Here is a 14235-nt window from a genome sequence, read left to right as displayed (position 1 = left end):
TCGCTTGCAGGCTTGACCGAGCCGGGAAAGCCTCATAAAACCGAACACATATTCTAATAATAAGAATTGCTCGTGTCTTGGGAGAGAGAAGCGTGCAGGCAATGACCAATTTTTTCAGGGATCTGACCCTGAAACCGCAAGGCGTGATCGTGGTGCTGGCCGCGTTTCTTCCGATCATCGCGATTGTGGCGATGGGGCCCGCGGTTCCCGCAATGATTCAGCACTTTGCCGAGGATCCCGATGCGCGCGCCAAAGTGCCCGCGATGATCGGAGCGCCGGGACTGGCGATGGCGATCCTTGCCCCCTTTGCGGGCCTGCTGGTCGACCGTTTTGGCCGCCGCAAATTGCTGCTGGTGTGCACCGCGCTTTACGGCGCGTTCGGGTCTGCCCCGCTGCTGCTGAACGATCTCGACCACATCTATTATTCGCGCCTGTTGCTCGGCGTATCGGAGGCCGGGATCCTGACCGTCGTCAACACCCTGATCGGCGATTACTGGGACGAGAAGGGACGCAAGAACTGGCTGTTCCTCCAAGGCCTGCTCGGCCCCTTTCTTGCCGGGTTCGTGGCGCTGATCGTCGGCTTTGCAACCACGGTGCAATGGAACGGGGTGTTCTTCGTCTACCTCGTCGCCTTGCCGATCTGGGCGATGATGTTCGTCTGGCTGTTCGAGCCGCGCAAGGCCGCCGAAAAGGGCGTGACCATCGCCGCAGAGACCGAGACCCCCAAGAGCCCCTTTCCGGCGCTGAATCTGATCCTGATAGCATCGGTGACGTTGTTCAGTTCGATGCTCTACTATGTTTTCATCATCAACGGCGCGCTGGTTTTCCGCGAAGTGGGGGTAGAGGGGCCGCAGGCCTATGCAGCGATCATTTTCATCCCGCAGTTCTTCATCCTCGCAGGCGCGGCGATCTTCAAGCTGCTGTCCAATCAGCGCCACAGCGTTCAGATTGCTTCCTTCCTGAGCCTGATGGGCCTCGGCCTTGTCGGCATCGGGATGGCGACCAGCCCTGCGATGATGGCTGCCGCGCTGATCGTGCAGCAGACGGCAGCGGGAATGGCCGTACCGACACTGATCAACTGGACGCAGAGCAAGTTCGATTATCACCACCGGGGCACCGGCATGGGAATGTGGACGGCGGCGTTCTTTCTCGGCCAGTCGCAATCGCCGCGACTGATACATTTGGTCGATGCCAGTGTCGGGTCTATGCAGGGAGCATTTCTGGTAACGGGCTGTGTCGGCCTCGGCGGTGCGGTCCTGGCTGGGGCCATCAGCATGGCGGGTCACCGGCGGCACATGGTACAGGCATAGTCGCAAGCGGCCCGCGCGCCGACAAACAGGCAGCGATGGCCGGGGGTGGGCATCGGCCAGCACCCGGCCGATGTCAACCGCATGCCAAGCCAGCCTCCTTGACAGGCGTTCGCGGTTGCACACATAGCTTCGACGCGGTGCTGCATGGACCGCTTGCTGACAGGATAACGGATAGCCTGATGTCGACGCCTCTCTCTTGCGCCTGGAACGCCGGGACGGTCTGCCTGTCATGCCTGGAAGTGTGAAAAAGAAGAACGAGGGCAAGGCCTTCGCGGTCGAGGATGTCAGCCGCAAACCACAGCAGGGACGCTCGCTGGCATCGCTGCGCCGGATGCTCGAAGCCGCCCGCGATCTGATGCTGGAACGCGGTAACGAGGAATTCACGCTTCAGGAAGTTTCCGAGCGCGGTCAGGTATCGATCGGGTCGATCTATCTGCGCTTCGAGAGCAAGGACAATCTGGTGCGCGGCGTGATCGCCGAAGCGCTCGAGGCTCTGGCCGCCGAGGAAACCGGGCTGGTGCAGCGATTGCAGGCCGAATGCCCGGACCTCGCGTCATTCATCTATGCCTATGTCGGAGGCTATGCGGAAGTGCTTCGCAAGCATGCGCCGCTGTTGCGCCTGACGATGAATCGCGCCGAGTTCGATGCACAGGTCGCCATACCGGGCAAGGAGCACGCCATGCGCGCCGAGCGTGACGCGGCACAGGCCATGCTGGCCTATGCGGAAGAGTTTGGCGGGAACGGCGATGATGACCATGTGGTCAAGGCCCAGACCGGCTATCACGTGATCTTCGCGACCCTTGCCCGCCAGCTCAGCCTCGGATCGAGCGGGGAGGCGGCGCACGCCTATGATTGGCAAGCCATGAAGCGCGAACTTGCCCGCATGTGCCTCGCCTATCTCCGCGCGGATTGACAAGCCGCCACCCTCAATTAGAGTACTCCTTCTAATAATGGCGCGCCCGAAGAGGCGCGTCAGGGAGAGGGAGACGAGGCTATGGCGTCAACGCCGCAGGTTTCGCAGCGCCTGAGCTGGCAGCAGCGAATCGCCTGGCTGATCTGCGCCATGCCCGAACTGGTAAAATCCTTCGCCTGGGACGCCTTCGTTCTGTTCTTCTATGCGCAGGTTGTAGGCCTTTCGGGATGGCTGATCGGCATCGCGATTGCCGTCATCATCGTCTTCGATACGCTGGTCGATCCATGGATCGGGGCAGTGTCAGACCAGATGCGCAGCAGCAGGCTGGGGCGGCGGCACACGCTGATGTTTGCCGCGATTGCGCCCTTTTGCCTCGGTATCGCGATGGTCTTTGCGCCGCCCGCCGGGATGGCGCAGTTCGGAATCCTCGCCTGGCTGCTCGGCTGGGGCCTGCTGGCGCGGTGCGGCATCTCCTTGTGGACGGTCCCTGCCTATGCGCTGGGAGGAGAGCTGACGACCGACACCGCCGAGCGGCGGCTCGTGGCGGTGCTGCGCAACGTCGGCAACCAGCTGGTGATCCTGACCGTTCCGGCGGTCGCCTTCGGGGTGTTCTTCGTAAGCTCGCCGGGCTTTCCCAAGCCGCAGCTCAACCCGGCGCCCTACCCCGGTTTCGGCCTGTTCGTTGCGGGGCTGGGAGGCGTGCTGATGCTGGCAGGCGCGATCGGCACATATCGCCGAGCCCGCGCTATCGAGGCCGGCGAGATGATAGCGACGCCGACCGCCGACAGCGGCTCGGGCCCGCTTGCAGTGCTCGCCAGTCTCATCCGCGCGGTGCGGATCACGCCCAATATCGGCAAGCTTCTGCTGGTCGCCTTTCTGGTGCTGTTCGTGAATTCGGTCATCAACCAGTTGACCTTGCATCTCGCGACCTATTTCTGGCAGCTCGACGCGAGCTGGACGCCCCGGCTGCTGATGGCGGCGACGGTGGGCTCGCTGATGGCGATGGGGCTGGCGCCGCTGTTCCTAAAGATCTTCTCGACCCGGCAGGCGATGGTGATCGGGCTGGTCTCCTTCTTCGCTGTGCAAGCGCTGGCTGTGCTGCTGCCGCTGGGCGGGCTGGCCCCGGCCGCCGGTTCAGCCGCCATGGGTGCGCTTATCGCGGGGCTGCGTTTCGTGGGCGGGGTGGCCTATGGGCTGTACGTCGTGCCCTTCAATGTCGTGACCTACGAGATCGGAGACGAACACAGCTATGACACCGGTCGCCCGGCGCAGGGCATGGTGGCGAGCTTCATGTTCATCGGCCTGCAACTGGGCAGCGGCGCTGTGGCGTTGCTGGCCGGGTCGTTCCTCGGCGTGATCGACTTTCCCGTAGGCATGCCGGTCGATCAGATGCCGCAGGGCAAGATCGATGCGCTAGCGTGGTTCGTGCTGGCGCTGATCGTGCTTGCAGGCGGCGCCATGGCCTGGCTGGTGAGCACCCTGCGGATCGACCGCACCAAGGTCGATGCCCTGCGCGATAGCCAAGCCGTCCCCGCCTGACCGCAAAAGGGGCAGGCGCCTCGTCGGCCCTGCCCCATCCCCACCCGTTACACAGCTATCGCCCCTCAGGCAGCTTCGGCGAAGATCCGGCGGCACATCGCCTGATGCTTTTCGACCTGATCGAAGCCGTCATCCGGCAGATAGGCGTGGCCTTCCCACTCGCTCACCAGCGTGCCGGTGAAGCCGCCGTCGCGGAACAGCGGAAGGATCGTCTCGTAATCGATCGCTTCTTCATGGCCCTCGTCGGTCATGCCGTAAAACTTGCCGTGAATGTGGATGGTGCGATCGACCAGCGCGGCCCAGCTCTTCGGATCGTTGTTGGAGAGGATGAAGAAAGCGAGACTCGCCGCCTGGATATGTTCAGGCGCGTGGCCCTCGCCCAGTGCCCATGCGCGCAGGCGCCCGGCCTTCTCGTGGCTCATTCCAGGCTCGACCCAGACCTCCTTGAGCTTGTCGATCAAGCTCTCCTTAGCCCCGGCCGCACGCGCAGCGTTGAGCATCGATTCCGGGATACGGCTGGCCGTGCCGCCGAAATCGGGGATCCAGCCTAGATAGGGCGTATCGAGCTTGTCATACATCTCGCCATAAGCTTGCACCGCCGGGTGGCCGGCCCACATCGGCGCGTGGACCTCCACTCCCATGCGGATGTCGAGTTCCTCGGCATAGGGAGCGATTGCGGGCAGCAGTTCTACAGGGAGCGCGAACTGGTAGCGCACCAGGCTGAAGCCCATCTTCTTGGCAGAACGCAACTGGCGCTTGTGATATTCGACCAGCGTCGCATCGTCGATCGGCTGCTGGCCGGGCTTCAGGAAGCGGTCGGAATTGATCGCGCAGGACACAGGGTTCAACCCGGCTTCGGCCACCATCTGCTTGAACGTCTCGGCAAATTCATCGGAGACATCGGGAAATTCGCGGAAATTCTGGAAGCCGATGATCTCGATGTTCGGCCCCATCCCGCGCCGCGCGACTTCATGCAGCAGCCCGTCCAGCTCGAACTTGCGGTTGAGCCAGGCGTTGGTGAAGGAATAGAGCGTGACGCCCGTCTGCGGGCCAGTGGCAGTGGTGCTGATCATGTCAGGGGCTCCTTCAGGCGACACGCAGGCGCTGGGTTTGCACATTGGTCCGGCGCATGCCCGGAATGTAGGGCGGGCTGATGAACAGGCTGAGCGCGACATCATGCTCGCTGCCCGTCGCTGCATCGATGCCGGGCATGTGCAAAAAGGCGCTGTCTCGCACGAACCAGAAGGCGTTGGTCTTCTCGCCGTTCTCCGCCAGTGGCCAGACCACTCCGCCGAACTCGATATGAGCCTCGGCCAGATCGACTGGCGCGCCGTCGATCGTCACCCCGCCCACCTCGACCACCGAAAACGGCAGCGAGCGATACCAGGGCAGGCGCATCGCTAGCCGAAGACCCTGATCAGTGGCGGACAGCCCTTCTTCTCCGATGATCCGTTCAACCGGCAACATCGCTCTCTCCTGCTATAATTAGAATGTCGTTTCTAATTGTTGCTTGACAGACGGTCAAGCGTGGTGTTGGAAAAATAGAAATCAAGGTTCCAGTTTGCGTCGGAGGGAGAGGGGCTTGGCCCGGTTCGACTATATCATCGTCGGCGCAGGATCTTCGGGCTGCGTACTTGCCAACAGGCTGAGCGCCGATCCGCGCCGTCAGGTGCTGCTGATCGAGGATGGCGGACGCAACAATCACCCGTTTATCCTGATGGCCGGCGGCTTCGTGAAGATCATGGGCAATCCGGCCTATTTCCGGGCTTTTCCGGTCGCGCAGCAGCCCGGCAGGCGCAAGGAAATGCACGCCTATGGCCGCGGGCTGGGCGGGTCTTCGGCCATCAACGGCACGTGGTATCTCCCCGGCATGCCGCGCGACTACGATGGCTGGAAGGCAATGGGCCTGGCCGGCTGGGGCTGGGACGAGATCTCGCGCTGCATCGCTCGCTTCGAAAGCTACCGCGCTCCCGGAGCCCATTCCGGCCGCGGGGCCGATGGGGAACAGCAGATCACGCCATCAGACTATAAGGGACCGGTGTTCGATGCGCTCGCCGGGGCCTTCGCCGAGGGCGGGATGCCGTGGGTCGACGACATCACCACCCCCGGCATTACCGGCGCGGGCCGGTCGCAATATACGGTCGACCGCAAGGGCAAGCGGCAATCGACCTATGAGGCCTTCGTCGCGCCGGTGCGCTCGCGCAGCAATCTCACCGTTCTTCACCCCGCCGCAGTCACCCGCCTGACTATAGCCGAGGGCCGCGTGAGGGGCGTGGTATGCGAGCGTGGCGGCGTCGAGGAAGCGATCGAGGCGGGCGAGGTGATCGTCAGTGCCGGGGTCTATGGCTCACCGCAATTGCTCCAGCTGTCGGGCATCGGGCCGGGCGCGGAATTGCAACGGCTCGGCATTGCGATCGCGCATGAAGCCCCGGCCGTCGGCCAGAACTTCGCCGATCACCAGAAGATGGGCGTATCGTTCGACTTGCGGAATGACCCTGGCAACAATCGAGAGTTTCTAGGCTGGCGGCTGTATCGCAATGCCTTGCGCTATTTCATTACCCGCACTGGCCCGCTCGCGCGGGTGGGTATGCCGATCACCGGCCTGATCTCGACCGAGGGGCTGGACGACTGGCCCGAATATCAAGTCGCCGCAGCGCCCTTCGCGATGCGCACCATCAATGAAATGGCTGAACGCCCTGGCAGCCCGCTGACCGACCGGCCGGGCCTGACGTTCTCGGGCTACCATCTGCGCCCGAAGAGCCGGGGCACCGTCACTCTCACCTCGCCCAACCACCGCGATGCACCGGTGATCGATCCCAGAATGTGGAGCGATCCCTATGACCAGAGCAAGGCGATGGGTCTGTTCCGGCTGTTCCGCAAACTCGCCGCCATGCCCGCGCTCGCGCCCTATATCGGGGCGGAGCGGATGCCCGGCGCGGACATGACGGACGAGGACGCGCTTGTCGCCGAGGTCCGCAAGATGACCGAATGCGGCCTGCACGGCACTGGGACCTGCTCGATGGGCACCGACCCGGCGAACTCGGTGGTCGATCCGCGTTGCCGGGTTCACGGACTGGCGGGCTTGCGGGTCGTCGATTGCTCGATCATGCCGACGCCGGTCTCTGGCAACACCAACGGCCCCGCCATAGCGGTGGCCGAGCGCGCCGCCGAACTGATCATTGAGGACGCCCGCAGCTAAACCGGCAGGCCGACGTAATTCTCGGCGATGGCGGTCTGCATTGCGGTCGAGCGGGCGAGATAATCGAGTTCGGCCAACTGCATCCGCCGTTCAAAGGCGCTCTGATCGGGGAAGGAGTGCATAAGCCGCGTCAGCGACCAGCTGAACCGCTCCGCTTTCCATATCCGCGCAAGCGCCTTGTCGCGGTAGCCGGTGAGCCCCGTTTCCTGCCCCTGCCGGTAATGAGCAATGATCGCTTGCGAGAGGTAATGCACATCCGATGCAGCAAGGTTAAGGCCCTTCGCTCCAGTCGGCGGAACGATATGCGCAGCATCCCCTGCCAGGAACAGCCGCCCATGACGCATCGTCTCGAACACATAGGAGCGCAGCGGCGCGATCGACATTTCGAGCGCCGGGCCGCGGGTCACGCCATGCTGCGAGATCGGGTTGAAGCGCGTTTCCAGCTCATCCCACAACCTGTCTTCGGGCCAGTCCTCCAGCCGCTCGGTGAGAGGCACCTGGATATAATAGCGGCTGCGCGTCGGCGAGCGCATCGAGGCCAGCGCGAAGCCATCCGGCCCGTTGGCATAGATCAGCTCGTCATGGCAGGGCGGCACGTCGGCGAGGATGCCGAGCCAGCCAAAGGGATATTCGTGGATATATTCGCGCGCCAGATGCGCCGGGATGGCGCGGCGCGAGGGCCCGTGGAAGCCGTCGCACCCGGCGATGATGTCACAGTCCAGCCTTTGCGCGACCCCGTCCTTCACAAAGGTGATACTCGGATGATCGCTCTCGACATCGTGGAGCGCCAGATCCCCGGCCTCGAACACGATCTGAAGATCGCGTTCCGGCGCGGCAGCGATGAGGTCGCGGGTCAGCTCGGTCTGGCCATAGACGACCACGGTCTTGCCAGTGAGCGCCTTGATGTCGATCCGCACCATCATGTCGCCATCGGCCAGGTTGAACCCGTCCTCGATCAGCGCCTCGCGGTTCATCCGCTCATCAAGACCGAGACGGCGCATCAGATCGGTCGTGACCGTTTCCAGCACCCCCGCCCGGATGCGGCTTTCGACACGCGCGCGCGCCTGCCGTTCGAGGATCACGCAGTCGATCCCCTCGGCCTTGAGCAAATGACCGAGCAGCAGCCCCGCCGGGCCGGAGCCGATGATCGCGACCTGGGTTTTCATGCGGCGAATTCCTCTGTGTCGATGGTCGCCTGCATGGCGAGGCCATAGCGCGGCCCGGCGACAGAGTGGCGGTTGATGAGGGTATCGAGCTCCTCGACAAGCGCTGGCGGCATGGTCCAGTCGGCGCGGGCGATGTTCTCGGCGAGATGATCGGGGTTGGTGGTGCCGGGGATCGCGACGATATGCTCGCCCTGCGCCAGCAGCCAGCCGAGGCTGAGCTGCGCGGACGTCACACCTTCGCGCGCGGCGATGGCGTTGAAGGCATCGATCAGCGCGAGATTGCGCGGCCAGTTCTCGGCAGAAAAGCGCGGCATGGCGCGGCGCAGATCGTGTTCGACGAGAGCCTCCGGATCGCGCAGGCCGTTGGCCAGAACCCCGCGCGCCACCGGCGAGAAGGCGACGAAGGTAATCCCGAGCGCGCGACAGCTGTCGAGCACCGCGATTTCGGGATTGCGACTCCATAGCGAATATTCGGTCTGCACCGCCGCCATCGGGGCGACGGCGTGCGCCTCGCGGATATGCGCGGCGGACCATTCGGACACGCCATAGGACCCGATCTTGCCCTCGGCGATCAGCTCGCCCATCGCGCCTGCCATGTCGGCGACGGGCACCTTGGGATCGAAACGGTGCATGTAATACAGGTCGATGTGGTCGGTCTGCAGCCGCGCCAGCGAGGCTTCGACATTGCGCCGGATCGCTTGCGGAGAACAATCGATCCCGCGGTTCTGCCCCTCGATCACGATTCCCATCTTGGTCGCCAGCAGAAACTCATCCCGCCGCCCCTTCAGAGCGCGCCCGATCACGTCCTCATTCTGGCCAAGGCCATAAATATTGGCGGTATCGAGATGGTCGTACCCCAGATCGAGCGCCCGGTTGAGCAGCGCGGCGGCGTGCTCCTCGGGCGGCGGAGCGCCATAGCCCCACGACAACGACATGCAGCCCAGCCCCACCGGCCGGACAGCGCGCGCGCCGATCCGGCGCTGCGTCATGCCTGAAGCTGCCCTTCGAGCTCGTGCAGCACCCGGTAGCAATCGAGCACCTGTGTGACCGAGGAATTCGGTTCGCGCCCTCCGCGGATCGCGGCGATGAACTCGCGGTCCTGAAGTTCGATCCCGTTCATGCTGACATCGACCGCGCTGACGTCGATCGGCTCCTCGCGCCCGTTCACCAGATCATCGTAGCGCGCGATATAGGTGCCGCTGTCGCCGATATAGCGGAAGAAGGTGCCGAGCGGGCCGTCATTGTTAAAGCTCAAGGAGAGGGTGCAGATCGCCCCGCTCTCGCTCTTCAACTGGATCGACATATCCATCGCGATGCCCAGTTCCGGGTGGTGCGGGCCTTCGATCGCGTTGGCCTTGACGATCCGCCCCGCCTGATAGGCGAACAGATCGACCGTGTGCGCCGCGTGGTGCCACAAAAGGTGGTCAGTCCAGCTGCGCTTCTCCCCTTTCGCGTTCATGTTCTGGCGGCGGAAGAAATAGGTTTGAACATCCATCTGCTGGACATTGAACTCGCCCGCCTTGATCCGGTTGTGCACATATTGGTGCGAGGGATTAAAGCGCCGCGTGTGGCCGACCATGCAGACGAGGCCTGTCTCCCGCTGCTTATTGAGCACCGCCTCGGCATCGGCCCAGCTGTCGGCGAGCGGGATTTCGACCTGCACATGCTTGCCCGCCTCCAGGCAGGCGATGGCCTGCGCGGCGTGCATCTGCGTGGGGGTGCACAGGATCACCGCATCGACATCATCGCGGGCCAGCGCGTCGTCCAATTCCGTGGAGGCATGGCGCGCGCCATATTTGGCGGCAACCGCTTCGGCCTGTTCCAGCCGCCGAGAGATGATCGAGACAATCTCCACCCCGTCGATCAGCTTGAGACCATCAAGGTGCTTTTCACCAAAGGCGCCGGCGCCGGCGAGGGCAATTCTCATGGGGTGGGCTCCAGAACGATGTGGCCGATGGCCGTGTTGCTGCAAGGGACGTGGTAATGGCGGTGAAGGCGGCGGACGCGAGGGCCCAGGGCGCCGCGCATGATCAGCCACATCACCATCTCGATGCCTTCGCTGCCCGTCTCGCGCAGATATTCGATATGCGGGATGTGGCGCACCGCGTCGTCATCGGCTTCGAGCAGATCGAGAAAGCGGTTGTCCCAATCGGGATTGATCAGCCCGGCGCGCGCGCCCTGAAGCTGGTGGCTCATCCCGCCCGTGCCCCATATCTGCACCGTGAGGTTCTCGGGGAAACTGGCGACCGCCCGCGCAATCGCCTCACCCAGCGCCCAGCATCGGTTGCCCGACGGTGGGGGATAGGTGACGACGTTGACCGCGAGCGGGATCACCTTGACCGGCCAGGCCGCGCACTTCCCGAACATCATCGAAAGCGGAACGGTAAGGCCGTGGTCGACGTCCATCTCGTTGATGATGGTCATGTCGAATTCGTCGAGGATCAGGCTCTGGGCAATGTGCCAGGCGAGATCGGGGTGGCCTTGCACGTCCGGCACCGGGCGCGGCCCCCAGCCTTCGTCAGCTGGCCGGAAAACCTCGCCGCAACCCAGCGCGAAGGTCGGGATGACGCGCATGTCGAAGGCCGAGGCATGATCATTATAGACAAGGATCACGACATCGGGCTGTTCCACAGCCTCCCAGTCGCGCGTCCAGTCATAGCCGGCAAAGATCGGGCCGAAATAGTCGTCACGCTCCTTGCCCTGATCATGGGCAACGCCCAGCAAGGGCACGTGGCTGCTGCCCACGCCTGCGGTAATCCGGGCCATCAGCGCCCCTCCCTGATCGAGCGCACGCCTTCGGGCGAACGACCACCCTCCAGCATCATCTGGCGATATTCGGGCCAGCTCATGTCGGTCATGGTGCTGACCGCCTCGGCAAAGGCGATCCCGTCGGTCGAGAAGATCTTGGAAAGGAAATAAATGTTCCCCCCCAGATCGAGCAGCGCATTGTAATCACGCGCGCGCACGGCAGCCTTGACCTCTTCGGATATGGCCCACTGATCGAGATAGCCGCACTCGTCCGCCTTGAAGGCGGCGCGGTTTTCGGGCTTCATCAGGCTCATCGCGAACTGGTTGAGGTGATAGCCCTTGCGCGCCCGCGCGGCCGTAAAGACGCGCGTGCCGGGGATATCGTCGAACTCGGCGAGATAGGCATGGATGTCCTGCGTCATCCTGCCCCCCGCTCCGACTGCTGCGCTCGGATAGCGCGGGCAATGATCTGGCGCGCGCGTACGCCGCCCTGATCGATGTTGTAGCCGGCCAGCTTCAGGCCGGGATTGGCGGCAATCGAACGCTGCTGCGCTTCGAGGATCACCTTGTCCTGAGCGAACACAGCGCCTTGCGCGGCCTTGAAGCGGGCGGTGAAGCCCGGATCGTCAATGTCGAAATTGCGCGCCATGCCCCAGAAATAATGGTGCGTGGTCTCGGTCTCGGGCGTCATGAAATCGATCACCATGCCACGCACGCCCTGATCGTGGCTCTCCAGCGTGGCCCCCGCCCCGACCGGCGCGACACCGACGTCGATCATCACCGAGGACGGCAGCGCAAATCGGCAGATCTGCCAGCGATCGACCGGCCCCGGCTGCTTCAACGCCCCGTGCCAGAACGGCGGGGCATCGATGCCTGGCATCCAGCGTTCGACCACGACCTCGTCGCCCTCGACTCGCGTGGCGATCCCCGCCTCCATAATCTCCGGCTGGCCGATCGAGCCCGAATGGACGTGAGTTTCGTGTGTAAGGTCCATGAGATTGTCGATCATCAGACGGTAATCGCATGCGACATGATAATAGCCGCCGTCGAATACCCACCCGTTCTTGGCGCACGGCCACAGGTCGGGGATCAGCGCCGGATCGGCCTTGGCCCTTTCGCCGATCCACACCCACACGAAGCGGTAGCGTTCATGCGTGACATAGGTCTCGGTGCAGATCGCGCGGTTCACCGAGTCGCCGGAAAGCGGCATTTCCTCGGCCACGCCGTCCGGGCCTAGCTTGAGTCCGTGATATTTGCAGCGCAGCGAGTCCCCCTCGCGAATACCCATCGACAGTGGCAGCAGCCGGTGCGGGCAGGCATCGCGCATCGCTACCACGCTGCGATCAAGCTTGCGGTAGAACACCATCGGCACCTCGCAGATCGTGCGGGCGAACGGCGCGCTGTCGATCTCGGCATCCCAGCCTGCGACATACCATGCATTGGTGGGCCAGGTCGTCATAGTCCCCTCCCCTTCAGCAACGCATCAAGCCGGGGGAACACCCGCCGGGCATTGCCCTCGAAGATTGCGGCACGTTCTTCCTCGGAGATATCGAGCGCGTCGACATAGCGTTTGGTGTCGTCGAAATAGTGCCCGGTGGTCGGGTCGATCCCGCGCACCGCGCCCACCATCTCGCTGCCGAACAGGATGTTCTTGTTGTCGATCACATCGGCCAGCAGATCGATTCCCGGCTGATGATAGACGCAGGTATCGAAGAAGATGTTGTTCATCAGATGCGTCGCGAGATCAGGCTTCTTCAGCATGTCCGCGAGGCCCCGATACCGTCCCCAGTGATAGGGCACGGCCCCGCCGCCGTGCGGAATGATGAAGCGCAGGGTAGGGAAATCGGCGAAAAGATCGCCTTCCAGCAATTGCATGAAGGCGATGGTATCAGCAGCGATATAGTAACCGCCTGTCGCGTGCATCGCCGGATTGCAGCTGCCCGAGACATGGATCATCGCCGGAACGTCAAGCTCCACCATCTTCTCGTAGAACGGATACCAGAAGCGGTCGGTCAGCGGCGGATGCTGGAAGTGCCCGCCGCCCGGATCGGGGTTGAGGTTGCAGCCGATGAAGCCGAGCTCGGTGACGCAGCGCTCCAGTTCTTCGATGCTGGCGCTCATGTCCGCCTTGGGGCTTTGCGGGAGCATGCACACGCCCACGAAAGTCTCGGGGAACAGGCCGACGACCCGCGCGATCAGGTCGTTGCAGCGCCGCGCCCATTCGCGGGCCACGCTCTCGTCGCCCACATGCGGAGCCATCGCCGAAGCGCGCGGGGAGAAGATGGTGAGGTCCGCGCCGCGCTCACGGACCAGCCGCAATTGGTTCGCCTCGATGGTTTCGCGGATCTCGTCATCCGAGATGTCGGGATAAGGGGGACAGGCGGTGCCTGCCTTGAAAGCCGCCTTCTGTTCCTCGCGCCATGCATCATGGGCCTTGGGCAGGACGGTATAGTGGCCGTGGCAATCGATGATCAGGCTCATGCAGCCCTCGCTGTGTTGGGGGTATCGAGCGCGGCAAGCTTGGCCGCAAGGCCCTCGGGCGGGGTCAGGCCCCGCGCGCCGAGCGCCCTGTGCAGTGTCGCGGCGGCACTGATCATCGCCGGGTCGAGGCCGAGATCGCCCAGCGTCACCGCCACCTCCTCCAGCTCGGCCGCACGGCGCTCTCCATGCTGCATCATCCGTTCGAGATTATAGTCGAACCGCTCGGCCCAGCCCTGTTCGGTCCAGCTGGCATCGAGCGAGGCGATCACCTGATCGCGCACCCCGGCGCGCTCCGCCGCCAGCGCACATTCCGCGCTCAGCGCCTCCAGCCCCTTGACCATCACCGAACGGATCATCTTGATCGCCGAGGCCTGCCCGATGCGCTCTCCCGCGACGGTGACAGTGTCGAAGCCCAGCGCGGCCAGCGCCGCAGCAGCCTGTTCGGCATCGGGGCCGCTCACCAGCAACGGCACAGCGCGACGCCGCGGAAGCACCGGGGCCATTACCGCCACATCGACATAGCGCCCGCCCGACGCGGCGATCAACCCGGCGGCGCGCTGCTTGGAGGCAGGCGCGATGGAGTTCATGTCGAGCCACAGCGCGCCCGGCGCCAGCAACGGGGCATAGTCACGCGCGGCGGGCACAGCCTGATCGGCGGTCACGAGGCTTAGGATCACCTGCGCGCCGTCGAGCGCCTTGCTCGCCGTGTCGCAGGCGGTCACTCCGGCCTCGTCGCAGGCCACCAGCATCGCCTCGCGCGCATCGGCCACCATCAGCTTGCGGTCGAAGGCGCGCGCGCCGGGAACCGCGAAAGCCCGCCCGGCCTCACCAAAGCCGATGAACGTCATCTCTATGCTCATTCCCCAGCCCTAGGAGATG

The 14235-nt window shown here is 64.0% G+C and carries 14 protein-coding genes; 4 read left to right on the top strand and 10 right to left on the bottom strand.

Annotated features, from left to right (window positions below; all coding sequences use genetic code 11):
* The first annotated feature begins 101 nt into the window (after positions 1-101).
* From ACNI3R_RS14755 to ACNI3R_RS14745, 3 genes are all read left to right on the top strand, one after another.
* Positions 102-1310, top strand: coding sequence for an MFS transporter (locus ACNI3R_RS14755; protein WP_426184628.1), 1209 nt, complete (start codon positions 102-104; stop codon positions 1308-1310).
* 241 nt (positions 1311-1551) lie between these two features.
* A complete protein-coding gene (locus tag ACNI3R_RS14750; RefSeq protein WP_426184626.1) occupies positions 1552-2223 on the top strand; it encodes a TetR/AcrR family transcriptional regulator in 672 nt (223 codons plus the stop codon).
* 81 nt (positions 2224-2304) lie between these two features.
* Complete coding sequence (locus tag ACNI3R_RS14745; RefSeq protein ID WP_426184624.1) at positions 2305-3762, top strand: MFS transporter; 1458 nt, start codon at positions 2305-2307, stop codon at positions 3760-3762.
* Between the two features lie 65 nt (positions 3763-3827).
* Here ACNI3R_RS14745 and ACNI3R_RS14740 read toward each other — a convergent pair whose 3' ends face one another.
* Together ACNI3R_RS14740 and ACNI3R_RS14735 are read right to left on the bottom strand one after the other, a co-directional pair.
* Positions 3828-4835: a sugar phosphate isomerase/epimerase family protein gene (locus tag ACNI3R_RS14740; protein ID WP_426184622.1), complete on the bottom strand. Its 1008-nt coding sequence runs from the start codon at positions 4833-4835 to the stop codon at positions 3828-3830.
* A gap of 13 nt (positions 4836-4848) precedes the next feature.
* A complete protein-coding gene (locus tag ACNI3R_RS14735) occupies positions 4849-5229 on the bottom strand; it encodes a C-glycoside deglycosidase beta subunit domain-containing protein (RefSeq protein WP_426184620.1) in 381 nt (126 codons plus the stop codon).
* 115 nt (positions 5230-5344) lie between these two features.
* On the opposite strand from ACNI3R_RS14735, the gene ACNI3R_RS14730 reads away from it, so the two are divergent.
* Positions 5345-6961, top strand: coding sequence for a GMC family oxidoreductase (locus ACNI3R_RS14730; protein WP_426184618.1), 1617 nt, complete (start codon positions 5345-5347; stop codon positions 6959-6961).
* Here the strand turns inward: ACNI3R_RS14730 and pobA are convergent.
* Genes pobA through ACNI3R_RS14690 form a run of 8 tightly spaced genes read right to left on the bottom strand, consistent with a single transcriptional unit; the run spans position 6958 to position 14216 of the window.
* Entirely contained in the window at positions 6958-8127 is a 1170-nt protein-coding gene (gene pobA / locus ACNI3R_RS14725; RefSeq protein WP_426184616.1) for a 4-hydroxybenzoate 3-monooxygenase, read from the bottom strand. The two genes, ACNI3R_RS14730 and pobA, sit on opposite strands and share 4 nt — an antisense overlap.
* Positions 8124-9116: an aldo/keto reductase gene (locus tag ACNI3R_RS14720; RefSeq protein WP_426184614.1), complete on the bottom strand. Its 993-nt coding sequence runs from the start codon at positions 9114-9116 to the stop codon at positions 8124-8126. The genes pobA and ACNI3R_RS14720 overlap by 4 nt, the downstream gene beginning before the upstream one ends.
* A complete protein-coding gene (locus tag ACNI3R_RS14715; RefSeq protein WP_426184612.1) occupies positions 9113-10054 on the bottom strand; it encodes a Gfo/Idh/MocA family oxidoreductase in 942 nt (313 codons plus the stop codon). Before ACNI3R_RS14715 ends, ACNI3R_RS14720 begins: the two co-directional genes overlap by 4 nt.
* On the bottom strand, positions 10051-10893 hold the full coding sequence (locus tag ACNI3R_RS14710; RefSeq protein ID WP_426184610.1) for a class III extradiol dioxygenase subunit beta: 843 nt from the start codon (positions 10891-10893) through the stop codon (positions 10051-10053). Before ACNI3R_RS14710 ends, ACNI3R_RS14715 begins: the two co-directional genes overlap by 4 nt.
* On the bottom strand, positions 10893-11297 hold the full coding sequence (gene ligA / locus ACNI3R_RS14705; RefSeq protein ID WP_426184608.1) for a protocatechuate 4,5-dioxygenase subunit alpha: 405 nt from the start codon (positions 11295-11297) through the stop codon (positions 10893-10895). The genes ACNI3R_RS14710 and ligA overlap by 1 nt, the downstream gene beginning before the upstream one ends.
* Positions 11294-12334: a Rieske 2Fe-2S domain-containing protein gene (locus tag ACNI3R_RS14700; RefSeq protein ID WP_426184606.1), complete on the bottom strand. Its 1041-nt coding sequence runs from the start codon at positions 12332-12334 to the stop codon at positions 11294-11296. The genes ligA and ACNI3R_RS14700 overlap by 4 nt, the downstream gene beginning before the upstream one ends.
* On the bottom strand, positions 12331-13356 hold the full coding sequence (locus ACNI3R_RS14695) for an amidohydrolase family protein (RefSeq protein ID WP_426184604.1): 1026 nt from the start codon (positions 13354-13356) through the stop codon (positions 12331-12333). Before ACNI3R_RS14695 ends, ACNI3R_RS14700 begins: the two co-directional genes overlap by 4 nt.
* Positions 13353-14216 (bottom strand): NAD(P)-dependent oxidoreductase, encoded by an 864-nt coding sequence (locus tag ACNI3R_RS14690; protein ID WP_426184602.1) that lies wholly within the window; start codon positions 14214-14216, stop codon positions 13353-13355. The genes ACNI3R_RS14695 and ACNI3R_RS14690 overlap by 4 nt, the downstream gene beginning before the upstream one ends.
* Positions 14217-14235 lie beyond the last annotated feature (19 nt).

Origin of the sequence: Rhizorhabdus antheiae, assembly GCF_049889055.1 — a bacterium.
Taxonomy (GTDB): domain Bacteria; phylum Pseudomonadota; class Alphaproteobacteria; order Sphingomonadales; family Sphingomonadaceae; genus Rhizorhabdus.
The sequence above is the reverse complement of the archived record's forward strand: the minus strand, read 5'-3'. Positions and strand labels throughout refer to the sequence as shown.